This is a genomic window from Ramlibacter humi, assembly GCF_004681975.1.
GTDB classification, from domain to species: Bacteria; Pseudomonadota; Gammaproteobacteria; order Burkholderiales; family Burkholderiaceae_C; genus Ramlibacter; species Ramlibacter humi.
This window is the reverse complement of sequence record NZ_SMLK01000004.1, coordinates 71,254-96,429: the sequence shown is the minus strand read 5'-3', so window position 1 is coordinate 96,429 and position 25,176 is coordinate 71,254. Positions and strand designations below refer to the sequence as shown.

21 protein-coding genes are annotated in these 25,176 nt (G+C 69.6%); 9 read left to right on the top strand and 12 right to left on the bottom strand.

Features of this window, described 5'->3' with window-relative positions; genetic code table 11:
- Positions 1–131: 131 nt before the first annotated feature.
- From EZ216_RS13545 to EZ216_RS13530, 4 genes are all read right to left on the bottom strand, one after another.
- Complete coding sequence (locus tag EZ216_RS13545) at positions 132–1,151, bottom strand: pirin family protein (RefSeq protein ID WP_135250315.1); 1,020 nt, start codon at positions 1,149–1,151, stop codon at positions 132–134.
- A gap of 51 nt (positions 1,152–1,202) precedes the next feature.
- Entirely contained in the window at positions 1,203–1,604 is a 402-nt protein-coding gene (locus EZ216_RS13540) for a hypothetical protein (protein WP_135250314.1), read from the bottom strand.
- Positions 1,605–1,714: 110 nt separating this feature from the next.
- Positions 1,715–2,359, bottom strand: a complete 645-nt coding sequence (locus EZ216_RS13535; RefSeq protein WP_135250313.1) for a carboxymuconolactone decarboxylase family protein — start codon at positions 2,357–2,359, stop codon at positions 1,715–1,717.
- Positions 2,356–2,760 carry a (R)-mandelonitrile lyase gene (locus tag EZ216_RS13530; protein ID WP_135250312.1) on the bottom strand — a complete coding sequence of 135 codons (405 nt, stop codon included), beginning with the start codon at positions 2,758–2,760 and terminating at the stop codon, positions 2,356–2,358. The genes EZ216_RS13535 and EZ216_RS13530 overlap by 4 nt, the downstream gene beginning before the upstream one ends.
- A 297-nt stretch (positions 2,761–3,057) precedes the next feature.
- Between EZ216_RS13530 and EZ216_RS13525 the strand changes: the two genes are divergently transcribed.
- The gene (locus EZ216_RS13525; protein WP_135250311.1) at positions 3,058–3,948 is read left to right on the top strand and encodes a LysR family transcriptional regulator; all 891 of its coding nucleotides are present in this window, start codon (positions 3,058–3,060) and stop codon (positions 3,946–3,948) included.
- 57 nt (positions 3,949–4,005) lie between these two features.
- Here the strand turns inward: EZ216_RS13525 and EZ216_RS13520 are convergent, their stop codons facing one another.
- The gene (locus EZ216_RS13520; RefSeq protein ID WP_135250310.1) at positions 4,006–4,980 is read right to left on the bottom strand and encodes a LysR family transcriptional regulator; all 975 of its coding nucleotides are present in this window, start codon (positions 4,978–4,980) and stop codon (positions 4,006–4,008) included.
- A gap of 86 nt (positions 4,981–5,066) precedes the next feature.
- Between EZ216_RS13520 and EZ216_RS13515 the strand changes: the two genes are divergently transcribed.
- The 4 genes from EZ216_RS13515 (at position 5,067) to paoC (ending at position 10,006) form a co-directional block, all read left to right on the top strand.
- Positions 5,067–5,918 carry an aldo/keto reductase gene (locus tag EZ216_RS13515; protein WP_135250309.1) on the top strand — a complete coding sequence of 284 codons (852 nt, stop codon included), beginning with the start codon at positions 5,067–5,069 and terminating at the stop codon, positions 5,916–5,918.
- 231 nt (positions 5,919–6,149) lie between these two features.
- The gene (gene paoA / locus EZ216_RS13510) at positions 6,150–6,785 is read left to right on the top strand and encodes an aldehyde dehydrogenase iron-sulfur subunit PaoA (protein WP_135250308.1); all 636 of its coding nucleotides are present in this window, start codon (positions 6,150–6,152) and stop codon (positions 6,783–6,785) included.
- Positions 6,782–7,732, top strand: coding sequence for an FAD binding domain-containing protein (locus EZ216_RS13505; RefSeq protein ID WP_135250307.1), 951 nt, complete (start codon positions 6,782–6,784; stop codon positions 7,730–7,732). The genes paoA and EZ216_RS13505 overlap by 4 nt, the downstream gene beginning before the upstream one ends.
- Positions 7,733–7,735: 3 nt before the next feature.
- Complete coding sequence (paoC, locus tag EZ216_RS13500; protein WP_135250306.1) at positions 7,736–10,006, top strand: aldehyde oxidoreductase molybdenum-binding subunit PaoC; 2,271 nt, start codon at positions 7,736–7,738, stop codon at positions 10,004–10,006.
- A 124-nt stretch (positions 10,007–10,130) separates the two neighbouring features.
- Here paoC and EZ216_RS13495 read toward each other — a convergent pair whose 3' ends face one another.
- The 3 genes from EZ216_RS13495 to EZ216_RS13485 form a co-directional block, all read right to left on the bottom strand.
- Positions 10,131–11,942: an ATP-binding response regulator gene (locus EZ216_RS13495; RefSeq protein WP_135250305.1), complete on the bottom strand. Its 1,812-nt coding sequence runs from the start codon at positions 11,940–11,942 to the stop codon at positions 10,131–10,133.
- Positions 11,943–11,953: 11 nt separating this feature from the next.
- Positions 11,954–12,547, bottom strand: coding sequence for a response regulator transcription factor (locus EZ216_RS13490; RefSeq protein WP_167772908.1), 594 nt, complete (start codon positions 12,545–12,547; stop codon positions 11,954–11,956).
- 161 nt (positions 12,548–12,708) lie between these two features.
- The gene (locus EZ216_RS13485; RefSeq protein WP_135250303.1) at positions 12,709–14,541 is read right to left on the bottom strand and encodes a hypothetical protein; all 1,833 of its coding nucleotides are present in this window, start codon (positions 14,539–14,541) and stop codon (positions 12,709–12,711) included.
- Positions 14,542–14,705: 164 nt separating this feature from the next.
- Between EZ216_RS13485 and EZ216_RS13480 the strand changes: the two genes are divergently transcribed.
- The 3 genes from EZ216_RS13480 to EZ216_RS13470 all read left to right on the top strand — a co-directional run bounded on the left by EZ216_RS13480 (position 14,706) and on the right by EZ216_RS13470 (position 18,542).
- Positions 14,706–15,368: a response regulator gene (locus EZ216_RS13480; protein ID WP_135250302.1), complete on the top strand. Its 663-nt coding sequence runs from the start codon at positions 14,706–14,708 to the stop codon at positions 15,366–15,368.
- 14 nt (positions 15,369–15,382) lie between these two features.
- Complete coding sequence (locus EZ216_RS13475; RefSeq protein ID WP_135250301.1) at positions 15,383–17,281, top strand: sensor histidine kinase; 1,899 nt, start codon at positions 15,383–15,385, stop codon at positions 17,279–17,281.
- Between the two features lie 127 nt (positions 17,282–17,408).
- Positions 17,409–18,542, top strand: coding sequence for a sensor histidine kinase (locus EZ216_RS13470; protein ID WP_135250300.1), 1,134 nt, complete (start codon positions 17,409–17,411; stop codon positions 18,540–18,542).
- 21 nt (positions 18,543–18,563) lie between these two features.
- Here EZ216_RS13470 and EZ216_RS13465 read toward each other — a convergent pair whose 3' ends face one another.
- From EZ216_RS13465 to EZ216_RS13450, 4 genes are all read right to left on the bottom strand, one after another.
- Positions 18,564–19,436, bottom strand: coding sequence for a carbohydrate ABC transporter permease (locus tag EZ216_RS13465; RefSeq protein ID WP_135250299.1), 873 nt, complete (start codon positions 19,434–19,436; stop codon positions 18,564–18,566).
- Positions 19,433–20,287, bottom strand: a complete 855-nt coding sequence (locus tag EZ216_RS13460; protein WP_135250549.1) for a carbohydrate ABC transporter permease — start codon at positions 20,285–20,287, stop codon at positions 19,433–19,435. The genes EZ216_RS13465 and EZ216_RS13460 overlap by 4 nt, the downstream gene beginning before the upstream one ends.
- A gap of 82 nt (positions 20,288–20,369) precedes the next feature.
- Entirely contained in the window at positions 20,370–21,683 is a 1,314-nt protein-coding gene (locus tag EZ216_RS13455) for an ABC transporter substrate-binding protein (protein ID WP_135250298.1), read from the bottom strand.
- A gap of 45 nt (positions 21,684–21,728) precedes the next feature.
- Positions 21,729–22,808, bottom strand: coding sequence for an ABC transporter ATP-binding protein (locus EZ216_RS13450; RefSeq protein ID WP_135250297.1), 1,080 nt, complete (start codon positions 22,806–22,808; stop codon positions 21,729–21,731).
- A gap of 232 nt (positions 22,809–23,040) precedes the next feature.
- On the opposite strand from EZ216_RS13450, the gene EZ216_RS13445 reads away from it, so the two are divergent.
- The gene (locus EZ216_RS13445; protein ID WP_135250296.1) at positions 23,041–25,170 is read left to right on the top strand and encodes an Ig-like domain-containing protein; all 2,130 of its coding nucleotides are present in this window, start codon (positions 23,041–23,043) and stop codon (positions 25,168–25,170) included.
- Positions 25,171–25,176: the final 6 nt, after the last annotated feature.

Here is a 25,176-nt window from a genome sequence, read left to right as displayed (position 1 = left end):
GCGCCCGGCCCCTGCCGCGGCAGTGGCCGTGCATGCCAATCCACATTCCCAACGCGCCATCGCGCGACCTGCCCGGCATGGGCGCAGGCCGCGAGAGGAGGAGCACGCGGCCGGGCAGGGCCGGCCCGCGGTTACGGCGTCTCTACCCGGCCGTCCGGGTGGCGCGCGAAGCGTTGCGCTTCACGGCCGTGCACCGGCGCCGCGCTGTCCCAGGGCCAGCCGCCGAACTGCGTGCGCTGGTAGTCCTGGAACGCCTGCATGATCTCGGCCTTCGTGTTCATGACGAAGGGGCCGTGCTGCGCGACCGGCTCGGCGATGGGCCGGCCCTGCAGCAGCAGGAACTCGGCGCCGCTTTCACCGGCCACCAGCTCGACGTCCGCGGTGGACGCGAGCTCCAGGCCGGTGCCCGACTCGAACGGCTCGCCCGCGACGCGCGCATTGCCGCTGAACAGGTACAGCGCGCGGCGCGTCCCGGTTCGCTTTGTCGCAGGCACCGTCCACTTCGCGCCCGGCTCCATGCGGAGGGTCCAGATCGCGACGTCGGCATCGGCGCGCGAGGCCCACGAGTCTTTCGGCGGCGGCAGCGGTGCGCCCGCGCCTTCCAGCGCGCCGGCCACGACGCGCACGACCGTCTTCCTGCCCGCGCTGTCGCCGGCCACGAGCTCAGGCACGCGATCCGCCCAGAACATGCTGAACGCCGGGTCGGCCATCTTCGAGGCGGCGGGCAGGTTCAGCCAGATCTGGAACAGCTCGGCCGGATTGCCCTGGTCTTCGCGCAGCAGCGGGAACATCTCGGAGTGCACGACACCCCGGCCCGCGGTGAGCCACTGCACGTCGCCGTTGCCGTAGCGCGCGGCGGCGCCCAGCGAATCGGCATGGTCGACCAAGCCCTGGCGCATGACCGTGACGGTCTCGAAGCCGCGGTGCGGGTGGCCCGGGAAGCCGGGCACTTCCTCGCCGTGGTACATGTTCCAGCCGTCCTGGCCACTGAAGTCGTTGCCGAGCGGGCGGCCTTCCAGCGAGGCCTGCGGGCCGAGCTGGCCATTCGCAGCCGGGTAGTTGTCCACGTGGTGCACGCAGAACAGGAACGGGTCGATGGTGGGCCAGACGAAGCCCAGCGGGAAGCGGCGCAGGACGGGTGAGGTGGTCATGGCAGACAAATGGGGGCGCGAACGCGGGCGACAAGGGTGCCCGCGCGGCCCTCAAGTGTCCACCGCCAGGGGCCCGTCGAACATGCCGTTCAGCGTCTCCAGCCGCACAGGCTCGCGGCGGTCGGGCATCGCGGCCTGCAGGCCCAGCGCATCGGCCGTCACGCGAACGCGCACACTGTCGCCGCCGCCTGCCGGGCGATAGTCGTAGACGCCGGGCCGCCACACCTCCGAAGCCATGTGCAGCCGTTGCGTGCCCAGGACCTCACCGATGCGCTTCTTCAAGGCGCCGCGTTCGACCTGGATGGCCTGCACTTGCGCGAACAGCGCATCGACGCCGCGACGGTCGCCGCCGGCGCGGCTGAGTTCGAAGGCCTGGTTCAGCAGGCCGCTCTCCTGTTCGACAAGCGCCGAGACACGCGAGCGCAGCGCCACTAGGTCTTCCGCCGGGTCCATGCCATGACATTCTCCGGGCCGCCGCCGGATGGCGGGAAGGCCTGCGGCGCGCTTCGCCGTCGGGCAGGCACCGACATCGGCACCGGAAGGGGCCGCCTCCGGGGCGGCGCTTACCTCGGCGCTTGCGCGGCTTGGTCCAGCGCCGTGTGCGCCCGCTGCGCTGCTTCGGCGAGCCCCCTTCGCGCAAGCGCGTCCGCGGCGCCGCGCAATTGCCCCGCCGTGAGTCCGGCGTTCATGCCGATCCGCACGTGGGACTGCAGTTGCGACTCGACGCCGGCCAGCGCGGCGAGCGCGCCCACGGTCGCCAGCTCGCGGCTGGGCCAGTCGAGGTTGTCCCGGCCGAAGATGTCCCCGAACAGGTGAGCCTTCAGGAACTGGTCGATCGCGGGCGCGAACTCGAACAACGGTCCCTTGACCGGCGCGCCGGAAAGCCGGGTCTGGTTGGCGGTGCCGGCCGCGAGCAGTTCCTGGCCCCTGGGCACCGGCGCTGGGTCGCGCCCGGGGGCGTCCTGCACGCCACGCTGCTTGCGCGCGTCCAGGACCTTCATCAGTTCGCCAAGCGCGTTGAGGCTGCGCGGAAAGCCGGCGTACGCATAGAGCTGCACCAGGATCTCCCTGGCGTCACTGACCGTGAGGCCGGCGTCCAGCCCCTCGTTCAGGGCCGTGTTCAGCCGCGGCATGTCGCCGGTCGCCATGGTGGCGCCGATGGGGGCGATCGCTTCCTGCTTGCGTGAGAGCAGCGCGTCGGAGGTCATGGTCTGCGCCCGCGGTACTGCTCGTCGGTCACCTTCTCCATCCACACGACGTTCCTGCCGTCCAGCGCTTCCTGGATCGCGATGTGCGTCATCGCGGTGGTCGGCGTGGCGCCGTGCCAGTGCTTGTGGCCGGGCGGGCACCAGATGACGTCGCCGGCGCGGATCTCCACGATATCCTCGCCTTCGCACTGCGTCCATCCGCACCCGGCGGTGACGATGAGCGTCTGCCCGAGTGGATGGGTGTGCCAGTTGGACCGCGCGCCGGGCTCGAACGTCACGGCGGCGCACGAATGGCGGGCCGGTGCAGGGGGCGCGTTCAGCGGGTCGATGCGGACCGTGCCGGTGAACCACTCGGCGGGGCCCTTGGTGGACGGTTGCGATCCTGCGCGTTTCAGTTCCATGGTGCTGCTCCTGTGCCGGGATGGATGTGCATCAGCCGGCGCTCGCGCCGGGCGCGAGCTCGCCGTATCAGTGCGCCGCCTTCACGCGCAGCACGTTGCCGCGTTTCGCGAGCTGGCAGGCGATGACCTGGCCGATCTGGCCGGGGCCGATGACGACGACGACGTCTTTCATGGAAACCATCGTAGGCCCCGAAGCCGTTGAAGGAGAGCGGGCTGCCGGCATGGCCTCATGAGGCGCGCTCATGAATGCACGCCCCTGCCTAGAATCGGCGAGCCATCCTCTTCCATCGACCGACATTGCCGCGCGAGACCCTCAACGACCTGCTCGCCTTCCTGGCCGTTGCGCAGGAGCGCAGCTTCACGCGCGCGGCCGCGAAGCTCGGCGTGTCGCAGTCGGCGCTGAGCCACACGGTGCGCGCGCTGGAGACGCGCCTGGGCGTGCGCCTGCTGACCCGCACCACGCGCAGCGTCTCGCCCACCGACGCCGGCCAGCGCCTGTTGCAGACCGTGGCGCCCCGGCTGGAGGAGATCGAGGCGGAAGTCGCCGCGGTCAGCGAGCTGGGCGACAAGGTGGCGGGCACGATCCGCATCACCGCCACCGACGTGGCGATCGATGCGGTGCTGTGGCCGCGGCTGGCGAAGGTGCTGGCCCAGTACCCCGACCTCCGTGTCGAGCTTCACACCGACTACCGGCTGGTGGACATCGCGGCGGAGCGCTACGACATCGGGGTGCGCTACGGCGACCAGGTGCAGAAGGACATGGTGGCCGTGCGCCTGACGGCCGGCGAGCCGATGAGCATCGTCGCGGCGCCCGGCTACTTCGAAACGCATCGCGTGCCGCTGGCGGTGCAGGACCTCGCGCGGCACAACTGCATCAACCTGCGGCTCGCGTCGGGCGGCAACTACGCGTGGGAGCTGCTCCAGGACGGCAAGCCCGTCGAGGCCCGCGTCACGGGGCAGATGACGTTCAACGGCGCGTACCAGCTGCTGAACGCGGCGCTGGCTGGCCAGGGGCTGGCTTTCCTGCCGCGCCACCTGACGCAGCCGCTGGTGGAAGCGGGCCGCCTGCGCAGCGTGATGCAGGACTGCTGCCCCACGTTCCCGGGCCTGCACGCCTACTACCCGAGCCACCGCCATTCCTCGCGCGCGATGCGCGTGGTGATCGACGCCATCCGGCACGGCGATTGAAGCGCCAGCGCCGGCCGGCTTCCACGACGCAGCACGTGAGGCCGTCCGGGGGCGGTCTCAGCGCCTTCGCCGAAGGGTGGACCGTCCCTTCCTCTCCGCATCGGCAAGCTCCGCGGATCCCAGCACGAACTCCGCGGTGTTGGCCAGGCGTTCGACGGCCAGGTCGATGAATGCCCGCACGCGGGCCGGCTGCGCCGCGCGGCTTCCGTAGTAGAGGAAGACGCTGGATTGGTCCGACATGTGCTTGACCAGCAGGGGAACGAGACGGCCGGCTCGGATGTGTGAAGCGGCCGCGATGGCGGTGAGCATCCCGATGGCATGTCCCGCCAGCACCGCTTCGGTTTCCAGGGCTTCGTCGTTCACGCAGAGCGCGGGAACGACTTGCTGCGGCATCACGGTGTCCCCCTCCTTCACGTACCAGGGCACCAGGCGCCTGGTGCCCGGACTGCGGAACGCGGTGCAGCGGTGGGCCGCGAGCGCCGCAAGCGTGTCGGGGGCGCCGTGCCGGGCCAGGTAGGCGGGCGCGGCGCAGATGATCAATTGCAGCGGAAACAGCCTGCGCGCGACGACACCTTCCGCCGGAGAGGCGCCGATGCGGAAACCCACGTCCACCCGGTCCTCGACCCAGTTGCCGATCCGGTCGTCGAGCTCCACGTCCGGCTGAACCTCGGGGTACCGCCTGCAGAACTCGTCGAGCACCGGCCACAAGGCGGGCTGGAGCGCGGAACGTGGCGCGACGATCCGCATCGGGCCCGCGATCTCGTCCCTGGCGCGCCGGGTGGCGGCCAGCGAGCGCTGCAGCGCGGCCAATGCCGGCACGGCGGTGTCCAGCAACTGCCTGCCTTCGTCGGTGAGCGCCATGCTGCGCGTGGTGCGGTGGAACAAGCGCACGCCCAGGTGCTGCTCCAGCTGCGCCAAAGCTTGGCTCGCCGCCTGCGGCGTCATGCCTTGCGCGTCAGCCGCCTTGCGCAAGCTGCCCAGCTCGGCGGTTTTCGCGAAGACGGTGATTGAACGGAGTTCATTGATGGGCATGCGGGGTCAATTATCAAGTTTCGCTTGTGAATCCTTCAAGCCGTCGACGGCTAGTGCTCACTGGCAGTGAGGCCTAGATTCGCGCCATGCAGACCATCGAATTGAACAACGGCGTCGTCATGCCTCTCGCGGGCTTCGGCGTCTTCCAGATTCCCGACCCTCGACAGTGCGAGCAGGCCGTCACGGATGCGGTTCGCGCCGGCTATCGGCTGATCGACACCGCGGCCTCCTACCTGAACGAAGCGGCGGTCGGGCGCGCACTCCGCGGTAGCGGAGTGCCGCGCGGTGAGTTGTTCGTCACCACCAAGCTGTGGGTGCAGGACACCGGGTACGAGCGTACGCAGCAGGCACTGGACAAATCCCTGGAGCGCCTGCGGATGGATTACCTCGATCTCTACCTGATCCACCAGCCGTTCGGCGACGTGCATGGCTCGTGGCGGGCGATGGAAGAAGCCTTGAAGGCCGGGAAGGTCCGCGCCATCGGCGTCAGCAACTTCCATCCCGACCGGTTGATGGACATGGTCATCCAGCACGATGTGGTTCCGGCGGTGAACCAGATCGAGGTGAACCCGTTCCTGCAGCAGGAAGATAGCGCCAGGTTCATGCGCGAGAACAACGTCCAGCCGGAAGCGTGGGCGCCGTTCGCGGAAGGAAAGAACGACCTCTTCCACAATGAAGTCCTGACGGACATTGCGCGCAAGCACGGCAGGTCGGTGGGACAGGTCGTGCTGCGCTGGGTGGTGCAGCGCGGCATCGTGGCCCTGGCCAAGTCCGTGCGCAAGGAGCGCATGGAAGAGAACATCCGGATCTTCGACTTCGCGCTGGACGACTCGGACATGGCGCGCATCGTGGAACTGGAGACCGACCGCAGCAGCTTCTTCTCGCACCGTGATCCAGCCATGGTGAAGTGGATCAGCGAGCGCAAGCTGGACATCTGACCTGCACGACCACCCGGGTCGCTGCCCGCGCGGCCGGCTGAGCCAGGGCCCCGGATTGATCGACCCGACTCATAAGCCCATGCCGCGACAGGCGCGTCTGCGGCGAGGGCCCGCTCCTACCATCCTCCGACGCACTCGACCTCCGCGTGCCTACACCGCGGATGGCGCGCCTCAACCAAGCTCGCGCCCTTCAAGCGCCTGAATTCACCACGGAATGCGCAGGACCGACCGATGAACTTCCAAGACGATCTCCCCCTCACGCGGCGCGACCTTCTCATCGCGGGCGCCGCCTCGGCCGCGACGACGCTGCCGGCCACCGCATCGGCGCAGGGCGTTCCCGCAGAGCCGCCGCCCGCGATGGCGCCGGTCACGCTGGACGTGAACGGCATGCAGCGCACGCTCGAACTGGACACGCGGACCACGCTGCTCGATGCGCTGCGCGAACACCTGCACCTGACGGGCACCAAGAAGGGCTGCGACCAGGGCCAGTGCGGCGCCTGCACCGTGCTGGTCAACGGCCGCCGCACCGTGTCGTGCCTCACGCTCGCCGTGATGAACCAGGGCGCGAAGGTCACCACGATCGAAGGCCTGGGCACGCCGGCGCGGCCGCACCCGATGCAGGCCGCTTTCGTCAGGCACGATGGCTTCCAGTGCGGCTACTGCACGCCGGGCCAGATCTGCTCGGCGGTCGGCATGCTCGACGAGATCCGGCGCGGCGTGCCCAGCCACGCGGCGGCCGACATCGCCGCGCGCCCGCTGCTCTCGCCCGCCGAACTGCGCGAGCGCATGAGCGGCAACCTCTGCCGCTGCGGCGCCTACTCCAACATCGCCGAGGCGATCGGCGAAGTGGCGGGAGTGAAAGCATGAAAGCCTTCAGCTACGAGCGGGCCACCACGCCCGCGCAAGCCGCGGCGGCCGTAGCGGCGCGGCCCGGCGCCAAATTCGTCGCCGGCGGCACCAACCTGCTGGACCTGATGAAGCTGCAGATCGAGGCGCCGGTGCACCTGGTCGACATCAACGGCATCGGGCTGGATCGCATCGAGCGCACCGTCGACGGCGGCCTGCGCATCGGCGCCCTGGTGCGCAATGCCGACCTCGCCACCGATGCCACCGTGCGGCGCGACTACGGTGTGCTGGCGCGCGCGCTCGTCGCCGGCGCGTCGGGCCAGTTGCGCAACATGGCGACCACGGCCGGCAATCTGCTGCAGCGCACGCGCTGCCCGTACTTCTACGACGGCAACATGCCGTGCAACAAGCGCCAGCCGGGCAGCGGCTGTTCCGCCATCGGCGGCTACAGCCGCCAGCACGCGGTGGTGGGCGGCAGCGGCGCGTGCATCGCCACGCACCCGAGCGACATGGCCGTGGCCATGCGGGTGCTCGACGCCACGGTGGAGACCACGAACGCCGCGGGCCGATCGCGCGTGATCCCCATCGCCGACTTCCACCGCCTGCCCGGCAACGAGCCGCACGTGGACACCACGCTGGAGCCCGGCGAGCTGATCACCTCCGTGGTGCTGCCGCGGCCCGCGGGGGGACGGCAGCTGTATCACAAGGTGCGCGACCGGGCTTCGTATGCGTTCGCGCTGGTGTCGGTCGCCGCGATCGTGCAGCGCGATGGCACGGGCTGCGTGGCATTGGGCGGTGTCGCCCACAAGCCGTGGCGCGTCGAAGCCGCCGATGCCGAGTTGCCGCGCGGCGCGAAGGCCGCCGCGGACCGCCTGTTCGCGGATGCGCGCCCCACGGAACACAACGCCTTCAAGCTGCCGCTGGCCGAACGCACCATTGCCTCGGTGCTCGAGCAGGCCAGGAGCTGACCCATGAAATTCGACACTCCCGCGACGACCAACCCGATCGACCAGGGCAAGGTGGTCGGCAAGCCGGCCGATCGCATCGACGGCCTGCTCAAGACCACCGGTACCGCGCCGTATGCGTATGAGCGGCACGACGTCGCCGCCAATCCCGCCTACGGGTGGGTCATCGGCGCCGGCATCGGCAAGGGCCGCATCCGGTCCATGGACCTGGAAGCCGCGCGGCAAGCGCCTGGGGTCCTGGCCATCGTCACCGCGCAATCCGCGGGCGCGCTGGGCAAGGGCAGGATGAACACGGCGAAGCTGCTGGGCGGCCCGGAAGTCGACCACTACCACCAGGCCGTCGCAGTGGTCGTTGCGGAAACCTTCGAGCAGGCCCGCGCTGCCGCGCAGCTGGTGAAGGTGGACTACGAACGCGCTGCGGGCCGCTTCGACCTGGCGAAGGCGAAGGACGACGCCGCGAAGCCGGACGACATGTTCGACGGCAGCGCCGATTCCAGCGTGGGCGATTTCGCGGGCGCGTTCGCGGCGGCGCCCGTGCAGGTGGACTCGACGTACACGACGCCCGACCAGACGCACGCGATGATGGAACCGCACGCCACCATCGCCGCGTGGAACGGTGACCAGCTGACGGTATGGACGTCCAACCAGATGGTCGACTGGAGCCGGGGCGACCTGGCGGCCACCTTGAAGATCCCGAAGGAGAAGGTGCGACTGGTGTCGCCCTTCATCGGCGGCGGCTTCGGCGGCAAGCTGTTCGTCCGCTCCGACGCCGTGCTCGCCGCGCTGGGCGCCCGGGCAACCGGCCGGCCGGTGAAAGTCACGCTGCAGCGCGCGCTGATGATCAACAACACGACGCACCGGCCCGCGACCATCCAGCGCGTGCGCCTGGGCGCGAACCGCGACGGCACCCTCACCGCCATCGCGCACGAGAGCTGGTCGGGCGACCTGCCGGAGGGCAAGCCGGACAGTGCCGTGCACCAGACGCGCATGCTCTACGCGGGCGCCAACCGCCTGACCACGACGCGCCTGGCCACGCTGGACCTGCCGGAGGCCAACGCGATGCGCGCGCCAGGCGAGGCGACGGGCCACATGGCGCTGGAAGCCGCGATGGACGAACTGGCCGAGAAGCTGGGCATGGACCCGGTGCAGCTGCGCATCCGCAACGACACGCAAGTGGTGCCGGACCACTCGCCGCCGAAGGACGATCCGCAGGGGCGGAACGCGCAGGCGGCGAGCGGGCAATCCAGGGCGGCCGGGCAGCCGTTCTCGCAGCGGCAGCTGGTGCGATGCCTGCAGCTGGGTGCGGAACGCTTCGGCTGGAACAGGCGCAACGCGAAACCGGGGCAGGTGCGCGACGGCCGCTGGCTGGTGGGCATGGGCGTAGCGGCCGCCTACCGCGGTGCGCCGACGACGAAGTCCGCGGCGCGCGTGCGGCTGGACCGGCGCGGCATGGTCACCGTCGAAACCGACATGACCGACATCGGCACGGGCAGCTACACCATCATCGGGCAGACCGCGGCGGAGATGCTGGGCGTGCCGCTGAACAGCGTGTTCGTGCGACTGGGCGATTCCGAATTCCCGGTGTCATCGGGCTCCGGCGGGCAGTGGGGCGCCGCCAGTTCGACCGCCGGCGTCTATGCGGCCTGCGTGAAGCTGCGCGAGGCGGTCGCGCGGAAGCTGGGGCTGGATCCCGCGGCCGCGGTGTTCGCGGATGGCCAGGTGCGGGCCGGCAGCCGGCGCGTCGCGCTGCGCGACGCGGCCGCGCAAGGCGATCTCGCCGGCGAGGACGCGATGGAGTTCGGCGACTTGTCGAAGAAGACGCAGCAGTCGACCTTCGGCGCGCATTTCGTCGAAGTCGGTGTCGATGCGTTCACCGCCGAGGTGCGGGTGCGCCGCATGCTGGCGGTGTGCGCCGCGGGGCGCATCCTGAATCCCAAGACGGCCCGCAGCCAGGTGATCGGCGCCATGACCATGGGCGTGGGCAGCGCGCTGATGGAGGAACTGGCGGTCGACAGGCGCCTGGGCCTGTTCGTCAACCACGACCTGGCGTCGTACGAGGTGCCGGTGCACGCGGACATCCCGCACCAGGACGTCATCTTCCTCGACGAGACGGACCCCATGGCCACGCCCCTGAAAGCCAAGGGCGTGGGCGAGCTGGGCATCTGCGGCGTCAGCGCCGCGATCGCGAACGCGATCCACAACGCGACGGGAGTGCGGGTCCGGGACTATCCGGTGACGCTGGACAAGCTGCTGCGCCCGCGGATGCAGGCCGGCTGAGGGGCATGGCTGGAGTCACGCCGGCAGCAGCGGGTGCGCCGGGATGCTCGAGGCGATCCGTTCGCGGGCACGACCGCGGCCTTCCTGCGGCCCTGTCCCTGATTGCGCACCAGGGCGGCGCCGTTCACGAGGACAGCGCCGCCAGCAGCTTCTCGGCGGCCACCGGCTTGTACAGGCAAGGCATGCCGGTGGCCTTGATCGTCGCGATGCGCTCGGGCGCGGTTTCTCCCGTCACGAGAAGCGTGCGCACCGAGGGCATGCGGGCCCGCACGGCCAGCAGGAAGTCGAGTCCGCTGTGCGGGCCCGGCAGGCGGAAGTCCGACACCACGGTGTCGACGCGATGCGTGCGCAGCTGGCGCTCCGCATCCTCGGTGTCGGCCGCGCAGTGCACGGTGCAGCCGTAGGAGGACAGCAGCGCCGAAAGCGCGTCGCGGTTGTCCGCCTCGTCGTCGATGACCAGCACCGATCGCGGCAGGCGCGCCGGCTCGGCCAGGCCGGCTTCCGCATGCGCGTCGTGCGCCACGCCGCCCGCGTGCAGCGTGCGATCGCGCGGCACCCACACCCGAAAGCGCGTGCCGCGGCCGGGCCGCGAGCGCAGTTCCACCGGATGCCGCAGCAGCCCGGACAGGCGCTTCACCACGGCCAGGCCGATGCCCAGGCCGAACGAGCGGTCGCGCTGCGGGTTGTCCACCTGGAAGAACTCGTCGAAGATCTTCTCGCGGTGCTCGGGCGCGATGCCGATGCCGGTGTCGACGACTTCGAAGCACAACACACCGCGGCCCGGCGCCGCGCGGGCAGCCACGAGGATGCCGCCCGCGTGCGTGTACTTGATGGCGTTGTCCACCAGGTTGCCCAGCAGGCGCTCCAGCAGCTGCGGGTCGCTCAGCACCCCCAGGTCGCCCGGCGCCCGCACGCGCAGCTGCACGCCCTTGGCCGAAGCGCGGTCGGCGTACGTGGTCTGCAGCGAGAGGAACAGCTGGTGCACCGACACCTGCTGCAGCCGCGGCTGGATGGCGCCGGCATCGAGCTTGGACACGTCGAGCATGGTGTCGAGGGAGCCGCTGAGCATGCGCACCGAATGGCGCAGGCGCTCGACGGTTTCGCCTGCCGACGCCGGGAACTGCGACCGCGCCAGCACCGACGTGAACAGCGAGATGGCATGCACCGGCTGGCGCAGGTCGTGGCTGGCGGCCGCGAAGAAGCGGCTTTTCTCGCGCTGGGCCGCTTCCACCAGCGCCACCTGTTCCGCGAGCTGGCGGGCGAGTTCCTCCTTCTCGAAGCGCACCGTCAGCGATTCGGCCAGCAGGTCCGCCTGGTGGAAGGTCCAGCGCAGGCACACGGCCAGGTAGAGGGCCATCGCCAGCCCGAACACCCAGCCCACGCCGCCGGACCAGAAGTCGGCCAGCACCAGCCCCAGCCCGGCGGGCAGGCAGTACGCAGCCACCGTCTGGCGATGCGACGGCAGCATCGCGGCCGCCGTGGAGACGGCGCCCATCATGTACGTGGACAGCAGCGCGCCGTACGCGAGGTCGTGGCCGGGCTTCAGCATCCACGGCGCGAGCCCCCACGCGATGCCGTGGGCCAGGATCAGCCGGGTGCGGCGGCTCAACTCGCGCGCGAGCCCTTCGTCGGGCGGCAGCGGGCGCGTCTCGCGCTGCCGCCAGTAGTGCCAGGTGTAGAAGGTGAGGGCGAAGACCAGCGCGGTCCACGCCAGGATCCAGGGCGACCCCGTGCGCCGGTAGAACAGGCCGCACATCACGCCGGCGAAGGGAAACACCACCAGCAGCCGCATCGGCGTGACACGCCGCAGCAGGAATTCCAGCTGCACGCGCTGCACGGAGGCGGGCAATTCCTTCGCGCTGGCGCCGGTCACGTATGCCAGCAGTTGCAGGGGCGCGCGAAGCAGGGCATGCGCCGCGGAGGCGGTCGGCGGCATCGCGTGCGTCCCTAGTTGCTGAACAGGCCGATCAGTTCCGCCCGCGAGCGCACGTTGAAGACGAGGAAGATCGACGAGACGATGTTCTTCACCGACCCGAGCGACAGGCCCGTCTCGTGCGCGATGGCCTGGTTGTCGTGCGAGGAGAGGATCAGCTCCAGCACCTGCACCTGCCGCTTGTTCAGCCTGTCGTCCAGCGGGCGGGCGGCGCGCGGGGGCGATGCGGCGCGTGGCGGCCCGACGCCCGTCGCGATGGCTTCCACCCGTTCCAGCAGCGCGTGCAGGCTGGCCTCGTGGCCCGTCTTGCAGACATAGGCGACGGCGCCGTGCAGGGCCGCTTCGTCCTGGATGCGCGCGTCCTGCAGTCCCGACACCACGATGACCGGCACCGACGGGTGCAGCTGCCGGACCAGCTGCAGGCCGGCCAGGCCGCGCGTGTCGGGCAGGTGCAGGTCGAGCAGCAGCACCAGCACCTCGTGCGCATGGTCCTTCAGCCAGGCCAGCGCATCCGACAGGCTGGCCGCCTCGGCCAGCGGGAACCGGTCACCGAAGCGCTGCCCGAGCAGCGATCGCAGGCCGGCGCGCACGAGGACGTGGTCGTCCACCATCAGGATCGTCCGCGGCGATCCTGCCCGGCCTGGAGGGGGATCGCCGGCGCCTGCGTCCGGGCCAGACTGCTGGAAATGCATGCGCCGGAGAATAACGGCTCATTCCCCGGCGCCACATGACTGGAGTCAGGCCCGCGCTGCCGCGGGCCCGCAGCCGGCTACTTGTGGTAGTAGGTCTGGATGTTGCGGCGGTACGCGTCCGGCGACTCGACCCACATCACCTGCTTGGCCACGGACGCATCCGAGCCGAAGCTCAGCGAGGTGGACACCGTGCCGGTGGTGGTGGGCAGGACGCTTTCTTCCACCGCGTCGACCAGCGTGAAGTCCGAGCGGGTGCGGCGCATCTGCACGTAGCCCTGGGACCACGGGTAGGCGTTGCTCGCCGCGAAGGAGATCGTGCCGCCGCCCGTGCCGAAGGCCGTGAACGCGCCGACGGTGGTGGGGTCGATCGTGGGGAACACGCCGGCGGCGCCGGCTTCGGCCAGCGTGAGCGGGCGGCGCTCGATCTTGAAGCGGTACACGCCGTCGGTGGGCGTGCTGGCCGGCGTCAATTTGGTGCCGCTGCCGTCGTAGGTGGTCACGGTGTACTGCGCGTTGTCGGGGATGGCGGCGATCTGCGCGTCGGTGAGGCCGGCCGCGGTGACGCCCGCGCAGTTCGTGGCCAGCAGGTACGTCTCGGTGCCGCCGCCGGCGATCATCCAGCGGCCGCCCAGCACGGGCTGGTCGTAGCGCAAGCCGCTGGGCGGAAGGCCCGGGCCCGTCACGATGGCGTAGGCGACGGTGCCGCCGTCATTGGCGGTGTTCGGGTTCTCGATGTTGAACTCCAGGCCGGTCTGCACGCAGGTGCCGCCGGACAGGCCATGGTGCTGCGACGTGACGGCGAACCACTCCAGGTTCAGCGTGCGCTGGTCGCCGTGCAGGCGCCAGATGCCGTCGGTGGGGCTCTTGCGCACCTTCCAGTTGTCCAGGCGGCCCAGCTCGACGCCCTGCGCGGTCTTGATCGAGAACGACACGTGCGCGGTCACGCCGGAGGGGTTGGCGTAGTCGATCTGGCGGAACTGCACGTCGGAGAAGGTGGCGCCGACCAGGCTGCTCATGCCCGTGAACTCCGCGACCGAAGTCGCTCGGTTCATGTCGGCCCACAGGAAGTTGGTGGTCATCAGCGGCGTGATGTCGCCGGACGCCGGCAGCCCCGTCGCGAACTTGCCGATGAACGCCTGCAGCGCCTGGCGCACCAGGTCCTGGTCGCTCGCGCTGCTGGCGACGTTGGTGGCGCTGAGCGTCGCGGGCGAGGTCTCGGCCGCCGCCTTCACCGCCAGGTCGTCGGTGACCGTGACGGCGTTGACCACGTTGGAGATCGTCGCGACGTTGGCGGTCGTGTCGTAGCTCACGCGGATGACGTCCAGCGCCTTGTCGATGGCGTCGGACTTCGGCGTGAAGGACGTGTGCAGCAGGTCGATGGCCGCGTCGACGCCCAGCGCGGCCAGCACCGGCAGCAGCTTTTCCTTCAGCTTGGCCACTTCCGCGTCGATCTGGGCCTTGCTCGCCAGCCCGCTGTTGCCGGCCTGCTCGAACTTGTCGAAGTAGTTCAGCGCCAGCTGGCCGGCGATGTTGGACACCACCAGGTCGGTCAGCTGGGTGATGTTGATCCGCCCGTTGACGTCGGCCGCCGTGGCGATGGAGTGGACGGTCGCGTGGATGCCGTTGGCCGACCCGTCGGCGCGGAACACGAAGGGCGCGGTCATGCCCGACACGTCGATGGAGTAGCTGCCGTTGACGCCGATCTCCGCGGAGCGGATGGCGCCCAGGGCGTCCTTCACCGTCACGGTGCCCACCAGGGGCGCGCCGACGGCCGCGACGCCGGTGATCTGGCTTCCGGCCGCGCCATCGCCCGGGGAGGAGGAACCTCCGCCGGAGCCGCCGCAAGCGGCCAGTGAAGCCGCCAGGACCAGGGTGGCGCCGCGCAGGGCCCAGGTTCTTGTCGATCGCATGAAAGTGCCTTTCCGTCCGTCGTTGACTGTTTGTCCGACGGTGGAGGCTACCGATGCCAGCGGATCGCACCATCCCTTGTTCATGGGGTCGGGGCCGCATGAAGCGCCGGCCCGGACGTGAGAACATCCGGACTGCGTCCAACCACCGCGGCGCCGCCGCCGACATGCCGAACACCGCCCCCATCAGCGTCGCACTCGTCGAAGACGATCCCGCCATGCGCGGGATGCTGGAGCGGGTGATCCGCGCGGAGCCCAGCCTGCGCTTCGCCTTCGGCGCCTCCACGGCGGCCGAACTCCTGGCCTGGTTCGAGCGCAACGAGGTGGACGTGCTGCTGGTGGACCTGGGGCTGCCGGACCGGCCGGGCCTGGACGTCATCCGGCGCTGCCGCGAACTGCGGCCCGCCTGCGCATCGATGGTGCTGACGATCTTCGGCGACGAGGTGAACATGCTCGGCGCGTTCGAGGCCGGCGCCAGCGGCTACCTGCTGAAGGACGGCACCGAGAGCGACCTGGCCACCCACATCCTGAGCCTGCATGCCGGCGGCTCGCCCATGTCGCCCACCATCGCCCGGCAGCTGCTGGTGCGCTGGCGCGGGCAAGGCCCCGCCCCGGCCGATGCCGCGCCCGGCGCCGATTCGCTTTCGCCGCGCGAGACGGAGGTCCTCAGCCTCATCGCCCGCGGCTTCACGTATGCCGAGGTGGCGGCGCGCATGGGCGTCCTGCTCTCGACGGTGCAAAGCCACGTGCGCAACATCTACGGCAAACTGGACGTGCACAACAAGGCCGAAGCCCTGTTCGAGGCGCGCCAGCTGGGCATCCTGCGCTGAGGCCGGCGAAGGGCATGCCCGGCGAGTCTCCCAACGCCCTGCCGCACCGGTGGCGCTGGTGGCTGTTGCTCGCGGCGCTTGCCGCGCTGGCGCTGGGCTTCTGGGTGTCGTTGCGGCCGGTCGTGCTTCCCGGCGGCGACATCCTGACGATCGACCACGCGCAGGCGCAGCTTCAGCCCGATGGATTGCCGGCTTACGACGGTCCCGTGGACCTCAATCGGCGCTGGGACACCGAGTTCCCCGGGCGTGGCGGCCGCGCCCGCTACGAGGTCGCGTTGCCGCCCCACGCCGGCACCGAGCCCATGGCGCTGCTGTTCTCTCGCGTCGGCAGCCAGGTCGAAGTGCGGGTGAACGGCGCCACCGTCCATGTCTGGGGAACCCTCGGCGATCCTGCCTACGACGCGGCGAAATTCCCGGTGATGGCCCTGGTGCCGGCCGCGCTGCTGCACGCCGGCCGGCCGAACGAACTGCGCGTGGACGTCACCCTCCAGCCGATGCGCCTGGGCGGCCTGTCGGTGTTCCACTACGGCCCGCACGATGCCATCGAGCGGATCTACGACAACCACCGCCGCTGGCGGGAGATCGCCTTCCTGGTGTTCGCGGTGGGCCTGGCGGGTATGAGTGCGTTCACCGGCGCCCTGTGGCTGCGGCAGCGGGTGCCCCTGTATGGCTGGTACAGCCTGGGCGCGCTCTTCGGCGTGCTGCGGATCGTCGAGCGCGCCGCTCCCGCGGTGCCGGTCCCCTGGCCCTGGATCGGCGCGCTGGGGGCCATCTGCTACCTGTTCCACATGGTGCTGATGTGCCGCTTCTCCGTGCTCGCGACCGGGCCGGCGCCGCGGGCGACCGACCGCATCCTCGACCTGGGGACGCTGTTCAGCGCCGCGACCGCGATGCTGGCCTATGGGCTGCACTGGCCCTGGCTGCTGACGCTCGGGCTCTGCGCCACCGCCGCCGTGTCCTATGTCTGCATGTGGACCGTGGGCCGCCGCGCGTGGACCAGCGGCGACCGCAAGGCCTGGGTGCTGGCGGCCGTCCTCGGTGCTTCGATCGCCGCGGGCGCGCACGATCTCGTGTTCGTGCGGCTGTCCGGGGCCAACGGACTGCACGCCACCTACCTGCAGCACGCCATGTTCGGATTCGCGCCCGTCATGGGCTGGCTGATCGCCGAGCGCTACAGCCGCACGGTGGCCGGCTTCGAGGCGCTGAACCAGGACCTCTCGCGCCGGGTGGGCGAGCGCGAACGGCAGCTGAAGGCCGCCTTCGACGCCATGCGCGAGCAGCAGCACCACCAGTCGGTCGCCGACGAGCGTCAGCGCATCATGCGCGAGATCCACGACGGCGTGGGCTCGCAGCTGGTGGCGCTGCTGAACATGGTGGAGCGTCCGCAGGCGGACTCGCGCGAGTTGCGCGAGCACGTGCAGCTCGCGCTGGACGAGATGCGCATGGCGGTCGATTCGCTGCAGCCCGCCAACGACGACCTCGCCACGGTGCTGGCGACCCTGCGCTACCGGCTGCAGCCGCGCCTGGAAGCGGCGGGCATCGCGGTCGCGTGGGAGGTGGCGGAGCTTCCCGAGCGGCGCGAGCTGTCGCCGCACGTCGTGATGCACGTGCAGCGCATCCTGCTCGAAGCCTTCACCAACGTGCTGAAGCACGCGCGCGCGACGCACATCGCGGTGCGGGGCTACCTGGATGGCGAGGGGACGGCCGTCATCCTGCAGATCGCCGACAACGGCGCCGGCTTCCGCGGCGATGCGCAGCCGGAAGGTGCGGGCCGGCGGCGCGGCGGCCGGGGGCTGGACAACATGCGGTCGCGCGCGGCCGCCATCGGGGCGCACCTGCGCATCGAGCCGTCGCCCGCAGGCGGCGCCTGCGTCACGCTCGCCTTGAAGGTCGAGAAGGAAACGGGCCCTTAAGGCCTTTTTCACGCCCGGCGGCCGCACCCCGCTGACCGGTGCCTGACGCGCCGCGTGACGGAACTTCCGCGATGTATCAGTATCCCAATTCGCCTGGGACCGGGATGCACCGGGCGCGGAGGTCAACATGCAAACAGGCCATCACGTCGCACACACCGGCGCGCGAGAGCCGGTACGCGGCATCGCATCGCGGGAGTCGCCTTCATGGGCGACACGGGTGATCGCGATGCCGTTGTCGTTCTCCGGCGAGCTCGGCGTCGCGATCGCGTGCGCGGCCGTGGCGATCGGCATCCGGTTCCTGCTCGATCCCTGGCTTGCCCAGCAGCACGTCTACACCATCGCCTTCGCCGCCACGGCGGTGGCCGCGCTCGTCGCGGGCTGGCGCGCGGGCGTGGTGTGCGCGCTGCTGGCGCAACTGAGCAGCAACGTGCTGTTCGTCGAGCCTCGCGGGACGTTCTCGACGTCCCCGGAGGACGCAGCGCAGGCGGCGACCTTCTACCTGATGGCGCTGGTACTGCTCCTGGTCACGAATGTCGCCGTGCGGGCCCATCGCGCCCTCGGCTCGCTGGTGCTTCGCCTGCGCCATGCCGACGAAGCCAAGACCGAACTGCTGGCGACCATCGCCCACGAGCTGCGCAATCCCGTTTCTGCGATGCAACTGGCGGCCGACCGCGTCGAGATGGACGACCGGCCCGAAGTGCGGGAGAAAGCGGTCGCCGTGATCAACCGCCAGCTGGCGCATGTCACCCGGCTGGTGGAAGACCTGACCGACGCTTCGCGCATCCACAACGGGAAGATGTCCCTGTTCACGGCGCCGCACCGGGTGTCCGAGCTGCTGAACCGGGCGAGCGAACTCGTGGAGCCGTCGCTGCAGCGGCGCCGGCAGCGCCTGGTGTTGGAGTGCGCCGACCAGGTGGTGAAAGTGGACAGCGCCCGCATCGTCCAGGTGTTCGCCAACGTCCTGCACAACGCTTCGAAGTATTCGCCCGACGGCACGGGCATCCGGGTCACGGTGGAGACCCTGGGCAAGCAGGTCTGCATCAAGGTGATCGACGAAGGCGTGGGCATCCCGAACGAGAAACTCGAATGGGTGTTCGACTGCTATGCGCAGGTGAAGACGGGCGGCGACGGGCTGGGCCTGGGGCTGTCGCTGGTGCGCAGGCTGCTCGAACTGCACGGCGGCACCATCAAGGCGCTGAGCCGCGGCGCCGGGGAAGGCGCCACCTTCGAAGTGTCGCTCCCCCTCGCACCGCCCGAATGAGCTGCCGGAAGCGCCGCGCGGCTATTCCTTCACCGCGCCCGTCAGTCCGGAGACGTAGTACTCGACGAAGAACGAGTAGATGACGGCCACGGGCAGCGAGCCCAGCAGCGCGCCGGCCATCAGCGCGCCCCAGTGGTAGACGTCGCCTTCCACCAGTTCCGTCACCACGCCCACCGGCACCGTCTTGACCTCGGACGAGGACACGAAGGTGAGGGCGTAGATGAACTCGTTCCAGGACAGCGTGAACGCGAAGATGCCGGCGGAGATCAGGCCCGGCACCGACAGCGGCAGGACGATCTTCCACAGGATCTGCAGGCGGCTGGCGCCGTCGATCAGCGCGCATTCCTCCAGCTCGAACGGGATGGAGCGGAAATACCCCATGAGCAGCCAGGTGGAGAACGGAATGAGGAAGGTGGGGTAGGTGAGGATCAGCGCCCAGGTGGTGTCGAACAGCCCCAGCTTGAACACGATGGCCGACAGCGGGATGAACAGGATGGACGGCGGCACCAGGTAGGCCAGGAAGATCGACAGCCCCATCTGGCGCGAGCCGCGGAAGCGCAGGCGCTCGATGGCGTAGGCCGCGAGCACCGAGCACAGCAGCGACACGAAGGTGGCGACCACCGAGACGAACACCGTGTTCCACATCCACTCGGGATAGGACGTGTGGAACAGCAGCTTCTCGAAGTGAGCCAGCGTCGGACCGACCACCCAGAACGGGTTGCCGCCGCGCGAGAGCAGTTCGTTGTCCGGCTTGATGGACGTGACGACCATCCAGTAGAACGGGAACAGCAGCACGAAGACGAAGATGGCCAGCGGGAGGTAGACCGTCACCACCCGCCGCGGCAGCGACGAGAGGTAGGCCATGCCCTGGGTGTCGGTGTCGCCGGCTTTCATTCGTTGTCCGCGCCTTGCTGCCACGCGCGCCGCTGCAGCCCGAAGTAACTGAAGAGGATGGCCGCCAGCAGGAAGGGCACCATCGCCACCGCGATGGCCGCCCCCTCGCCGAGCGCGCCGCCGGAGATGGCGCGCTGGAACGACAGCGTGGCCATCAGGTGGGTTGCGTTCAGCGGGCCGCCGCGCGTGAGCACGTAGATCAGCTGGAAGTCGGTGAAGGTGAACAGCACCGAGAAGGTCATCACCACCGCGATGATGGGCGTCAGCAGCGGCAGCGTGATGTAGCGGAACCGCTGCCACCCGGTGGTGCCGTCGATGGCGCCGGCTTCGTACAGCGAAGGCGAGATGGTCTGCAGGCCCGCCAGCAGCGTGATGGCCACGAACGGCACGCCGCGCCAGATGTTGGCCGCGATGGTGGACAGGCGGGCGTTGATCGGGTCGCCCAGGAAATCGATGTAGCGGTCGATCAGGCCCATCTTCACCAGCGCCCAGCTGACGATGGAGAACTGCGCGTCGTAGATCCACCAGAAGGCGATGGCCGACAGCGCCGTGGGCACGATGTACGGCAGCAGGATCACGCTGCGGAAGAAGGTCTTGAGCGGAAGGTTCTCGTTCAAAAGAAGCGCCAGCCACAGGCCGAGCGCGAACTTGATGACGCTGGCCACCGCCGTGTAGAAGAGGGTGTTGAACAGCGCGAGCCGCGTGACCTGGTCGTCCCACAGGAAGCGGTAGTTCTCCAGGCCGATCCATTCGCCGCCGCGGCCGATCTTGGTGTCGGTGAACCCGAGCCACACGCCCAGCCCGAGCGGGTAGGTGAGGAACAGCAGCAGCAACACCGCCGCGGGCAGCATGAAAGCCAGCCCGAGCAGGTTGCGGCTGTTCTGCAGGCGATGCAGCGCGCCGGGCGTGCCCGGCGCGTCCGCCGCGGCGGCGTCAGACCTTGTAGTAGCGCTCGGCACGCTGCTGGGCCCGTTGCATCGCTTCCTTCGGCGTCTTGGAGCCGCTGACGGCTTCGGCCACCATGTTGACGACGATGAAGTCGGCGCCCGCGCCGGCCGAGGCGTAGCCCAGCTTGCCGGCGTAGCCGGCCGGCCGCATGTTCTTCACGGCGTCTCGGTACGGCGTGACCTTGGGGTCGGCCGTCCACAGCGGGATCTTGGTGTACGCCTCCAGCGGCGGGGCCGTGTAGCCGCCCGACGCGGCGAGCCAGGGCTCGAACTGCTCCTGCTCCATCATGAAGCGCAGGAACTCCTTGGCGGCCTTCGGGTACTTGCTGTACTTGAAGATCATCTGGTTGAAGAACAGGTGCGACTCGGTGGGCTGGCCCACCGGGCCGACCGGGAACGTCGCGTGCTGGATGTCCTGCGCGATCTCCTTCATCTTGGGATCCGGCGAGTTCTTGGCGGCGTAGTAGATGGAGATGCCGTTGTTGGTGACGGAGATCTGGCCGTCCAGGAATGCCTTGTTGTTGTTCGGGTCCAGCCACGACAGCGTGCCGGGGATGAAGTTGGCGTACAGCTCCTTGCCGTAGTCCAGCGCCTTGGCGGTCTCGGCGCTGTCGATGATCACCTTGTTGTTCTTGTCGACCAGCATGCCGCCGAAGGCCCACACCAGCCAGTTGCACCACAGGCCGTCGCCGGTGGCGTTGCCCAGCGCCATGCCGCCGGGCGTGCCCTTGTCCTTCAGGGCCTTGAACAGCTTGAGGAAGTCGTCGGTGGTCTTCGGGAAAGCGTCGAAGCCGGCGGCCTTCACCATGCTCTGTCGGTACACCATCATCGAACCCGCGCAACCCAGCGGCACGGCGATCCACTTCCTGCCGTCGGGGCGGCAGTAGGCCTGCGCGCCCGGGAACCAGCCGCCGTACTTCTTGCCCAGGTACTCGGACAGGTCGGTCACGTCCAGCAGCTTGTCCGGGTACAGGTTGGCGTCGTCGTTGGTGGACAGGATGATGTCCGGGCCGCCGCCGGTGTTGGCCGCCACCGCGGCCTTGGGACGCACGTCTTCCCAGCCCTCGTTGTCCACCCGCACGTCGATGCCGTACTTCTCGGTGAACTTCTTGACGTTGGCCATGTACTGGTCTTCGTCGCCCTGCACGAAGCGCTTCCAGCGCAGCACGCGCAGCTTGGCGCCTTTCTCCGGCTGGTTGGCCCATTGCGCCTGGGCCACGCCCGGCCAGAGCATGGGCAGCGAGACGGCGGCGGCGCCCGCGGAAGCTTTCTTCAGGAACTTGCGACGGTTGTCGGACATGGTGTCTCCTTCGTGGTTGGATGGCGCAAGGGAAAACCGGAAAGCTCAGGCGGCCAGGCGCGCGCCGGTGGACGCGTCGAACAGGTGGGCCCGCGCCGCGTTGGGACGCAGGCGGATCACCTGGCCGGGATGGAACTCGTGGCGCTCGCGGAACACGCTGGTGACGTCCACGCCCGCGAGCTTGGTGAACACCTGGGTGTCGGCGCCTGTGGGCTCGACCACGATGACCTCGGTGGGCACGCCGTCGCCTTCGCCGGCCAGCTCCATGTGTTCGGGCCGCGTGCCGTAGACGACGCTGCGGCCGTCCTCTGCCGCGGCCGCGTTGGCCGGCATGGGCAGTGACGAGCCGTCGCCGAACTCGATGCGCGCGGCGCCGGCGGCGCGGCGCACCACGCCGGGCAGGAAGTTCATCGCCGGCGAGCCGATGAAGCCGGCAACGAACTGGTTGGCCGGCCGGTCGTACAGCTCCAGCGGCGAGCCGGTCTGCTCGACCACGCCGTCGCGCATGACGACGATGTTGTCGGCCATCGTCATCGCCTCGATCTGGTCGTGCGTGACGTACACGGACGTGGTGCCCAGCCGCTGGTGCAGCGCCTTGATCTCGGTGCGCATCTGCACGCGCAGCTTGGCGTCCAGGTTGGACAGCGGCTCGTCGAACAGGAACACCTGCGGGTCGCGCACGATGCAGCGCCCCATGGCCACGCGCTGGCGCTGGCCGCCCGACAGCTGCCGCGGGTAACGGTCGAGCAGCGGCTCCAATCCCAGGATGGATGCGGCCTTGCCCACGCGCTGCTGGACTTCCGCCTTCGACTGCCTGGCCAGCATCAGGCTGAAGGCCATGTTGTCGCGCACCGTCATGTGCGGGTACAGCGCGTAGTTCTGGAACACCATGGCGATGTCCCTTTCCTTGGGCAGCATGGCGTTGACGACGCGCCCGCCGATCAGCACTTCGCCGCTGCTGATCTCCTCCAGTCCCGCGATCATGCGCAGCAGCGTGGACTTGCCGCAGCCCGAGGGGCCCACCAGCACGGTGAACTGCCCATCCTGGATGTCGATGTCGACGCCCCGGATGATGTGGGCCGCACCGAAATACTTTTCGACTCGCCTGATCTGAACGGAAGCCATCGTGTCCTTGCAGCTGGGGTCGCGAACCCGGATTCACCGGCAAGGCATTCGAATCCCCGGGGGTTCCGTCCGGCAATCGGGGAAATACCAAGCATGAGGCGTCCGGTCAGGTTGAACTGATCAGTGGTGTTTCAGTTGTTTTTCGCGAGTGCGGTCCCGTTGGCGATGCGTCCGCATTGAACGTATAAGGCACGTGGGCCAACCGGGTCCGACGCAAAAAAGGGAGGCAACCATGGTGAGAGTCCGCGCGCGCCTGTTGCTGGCAGGCGCAACGTTTTCCCTGTTCTCGTTCGCCGCGCTGGCCGCCGGCGTCAGCGTGCGGATGGACGACGCCGATCCGTCCACCGCGCCGTTCCCGAGCAACCGCTTCACGGTGTTCGACGGCACGCAGAACACCTTGCGCCGCGTGAACCTGCCCAAACCCGATTGCAGCGTGCGGGTGAGCGATTGCCAGGACATCGACGTCATCAACACGCTCGACGGCTTCTCCACGCAGCCGCGCATCACGGTGCCTTTCACCGGCGACATCGATCCGGCCACGGTCAACAGCGACACCGTCTTCCTGGTGAACCTGGGCGACACGTTGACCCTGGGCGGACTGGGCGACAAGGTCGGCATCAACCAGGTGGTCTGGGACCCGGCCACCAGGACGCTGGTGTTCCAGAGCGACCAGCTGCTGCAGCAGCATTCGCGCTACCTGCTGGTCGTCACCGACGGCGTGCGCGACGCGGCGGGCAAGAAGGTCCAGAGCGGCGGCAACGGCGACGAGTTCGGCATCGCGGTGGGACGTGGCGCCGCGGGCGCCGACTACCGGCGCGAGCTGCGCGACGCCGTGCGCGGGGTGCGCTCGGGCGACCGCAAGATCGTCGCGGCCAGCCTGTTCAGCACGCAGAGCGCCACCACGGAGCTGGCCAGGATCGGCCGCCGCATCAGGCAGTCCACCCCGGCGCCGGTGAACTTCAACATCGGCACGACGGACCAGGGCACGGTGCAGGCCCTGTTCGCGACGGCGTCGCTGATCGGCGTGCAGTTCCAGCGGCAGACCGGCACGGCACCGGTGTTCACGACCAGCCTGCTGCCGACGCCGGCGCTGAACATCGTTCCGGGCGCGGTGGCGGCCATCGCGTACGGCACCTTCAACTCGCCCGACTACCTGACGCCCGGCAAGTACATGCCCGCCACGTCGACGCTCACCGGCGAGCCGCAGCCGCAGGGCACCGGCAGCATCGTCGTGCAGATCTTCCTGCCCGCCGGCCCGAAGCCGGCGCAGGGCTGGCCGGTCGCCATCTTCGGCCACGGTTTCGGCGACAGCATGTACGGCGCACCCTGGGTGGTGGCCTCGACGCTGGCTTCACAGGGCATCGCCACCGCTTCCATCAACGTCGTCGGCCATGGCGGCGGGCCGCTGGGGCGGCTGATCGTGCTGCGCCCGAGTCCCGACGCCACCGTGGCCGTCCCCGCCGGCGGCCGCGGCATCGACCAGGACGGCAACGGCACCATCGACGCCACGGAGGGCAGCAGCGCGGCGCCGCCTCGCAGCGTGATCAGCAGCCGCGACGCCCTGCGCCAGACGGTGGTCGACCTGATGCAGCTGGTGCGGCAGATCGAAGCGGGTGTCGACGTGGATGGCGACGGCACGGTCGACCTCGATGCGCAGCGCATCTACTACGCCGGCCAGTCGTTCGGCGGCATCTACGGCGTGATGTTCCTGGGCACCGAGCCGTCGATCAAGGCCGGCGTGCCCAACGTGCCGGGCGGCTCCATCCCCGAGATCGTGCGCCTGAGCCCGGTGTTCCGCCCGCTGGGTGGCATCGCTCTGGCCGGCCGCATCCCTTCGCTCATCAACGTGGGCGGCATCCAGTTCAACGAGAACATCCCGCTGCGCGACCAGCCGCCGCTGGTCAACACCGTGGCCGGCGCGATGGACATCCAGAAGTGGTTCGACTGGCAGCAGTGGGTGCAGCAGCCCGGCAACCCGGTGTCGTACGCGGCCCAGATCCGCAAGCAGCCGCTGCCGGGCGTCGCGGCCAAGCCGGTGATCATCCAGTTCGCCAAGGGCGACCAGACGGTGCCCAACCCGACCGCCAGCGCCATCGTGCGTGCCGGCGACCTGACGGACCGCACCACTTATTTCCGCAACGACCTGGCCTTCGCGGCGAACCCCGCCGTGAGCAAGAACCCCCACACCTTCCTGACCAACGTGACGGGCGCCGGCGCGCCATTCGCCATCGCCGCGCAAATGCAGATCGCGACGTTCTTCGCGAGCAACGGCATGGTGTTCATCGACCCGGACGGCGCCCAGCCGTTCTTCGAAGCCCCCATCGCGGGTCCGTTGCCGGAAGTGACCAACTTCATCCCCTGACAGAGG

Coding starts and splice junctions, on each gene's coding strand:
- EZ216_RS13545 (WP_135250315.1), bottom strand. CDS start 1,151: ATGACCACCTCACCCGTCCTGCGCCGCTTCCCGCTGGGCTTCGTCTGG.
- EZ216_RS13540 (WP_135250314.1), bottom strand. CDS start 1,604: ATGGACCCGGCGGAAGACCTAGTGGCGCTGCGCTCGCGTGTCTCGGCG.
- EZ216_RS13535 (WP_135250313.1), bottom strand. CDS start 2,359: ATGACCTCCGACGCGCTGCTCTCACGCAAGCAGGAAGCGATCGCCCCC.
- EZ216_RS13530 (WP_135250312.1), bottom strand. CDS start 2,760: ATGGAACTGAAACGCGCAGGATCGCAACCGTCCACCAAGGGCCCCGCC.
- EZ216_RS13520 (WP_135250310.1), bottom strand. CDS start 4,980: ATGCCCATCAATGAACTCCGTTCAATCACCGTCTTCGCGAAAACCGCC.
- EZ216_RS13515 (WP_135250309.1), top strand. CDS start 5,067: ATGCAGACCATCGAATTGAACAACGGCGTCGTCATGCCTCTCGCGGGC.
- paoA (WP_135250308.1), top strand. CDS start 6,150: ATGAACTTCCAAGACGATCTCCCCCTCACGCGGCGCGACCTTCTCATC.
- EZ216_RS13505 (WP_135250307.1), top strand. CDS start 6,782: ATGAAAGCCTTCAGCTACGAGCGGGCCACCACGCCCGCGCAAGCCGCG.
- paoC (WP_135250306.1), top strand. CDS start 7,736: ATGAAATTCGACACTCCCGCGACGACCAACCCGATCGACCAGGGCAAG.
- EZ216_RS13495 (WP_135250305.1), bottom strand. CDS start 11,942: ATGCCGCCGACCGCCTCCGCGGCGCATGCCCTGCTTCGCGCGCCCCTG.
- EZ216_RS13485 (WP_135250303.1), bottom strand. CDS start 14,541: ATGCGATCGACAAGAACCTGGGCCCTGCGCGGCGCCACCCTGGTCCTG.
- EZ216_RS13480 (WP_135250302.1), top strand. CDS start 14,706: ATGCCGAACACCGCCCCCATCAGCGTCGCACTCGTCGAAGACGATCCC.
- EZ216_RS13475 (WP_135250301.1), top strand. CDS start 15,383: ATGCCCGGCGAGTCTCCCAACGCCCTGCCGCACCGGTGGCGCTGGTGG.
- EZ216_RS13470 (WP_135250300.1), top strand. CDS start 17,409: ATGCAAACAGGCCATCACGTCGCACACACCGGCGCGCGAGAGCCGGTA.
- EZ216_RS13465 (WP_135250299.1), bottom strand. CDS start 19,436: ATGAAAGCCGGCGACACCGACACCCAGGGCATGGCCTACCTCTCGTCG.
- EZ216_RS13460 (WP_135250549.1), bottom strand. CDS start 20,287: ATGCTGCCCGCGGCGGTGTTGCTGCTGCTGTTCCTCACCTACCCGCTC.
- EZ216_RS13455 (WP_135250298.1), bottom strand. CDS start 21,683: ATGTCCGACAACCGTCGCAAGTTCCTGAAGAAAGCTTCCGCGGGCGCC.
- EZ216_RS13450 (WP_135250297.1), bottom strand. CDS start 22,808: ATGGCTTCCGTTCAGATCAGGCGAGTCGAAAAGTATTTCGGTGCGGCC.
- EZ216_RS13445 (WP_135250296.1), top strand. CDS start 23,041: ATGGTGAGAGTCCGCGCGCGCCTGTTGCTGGCAGGCGCAACGTTTTCC.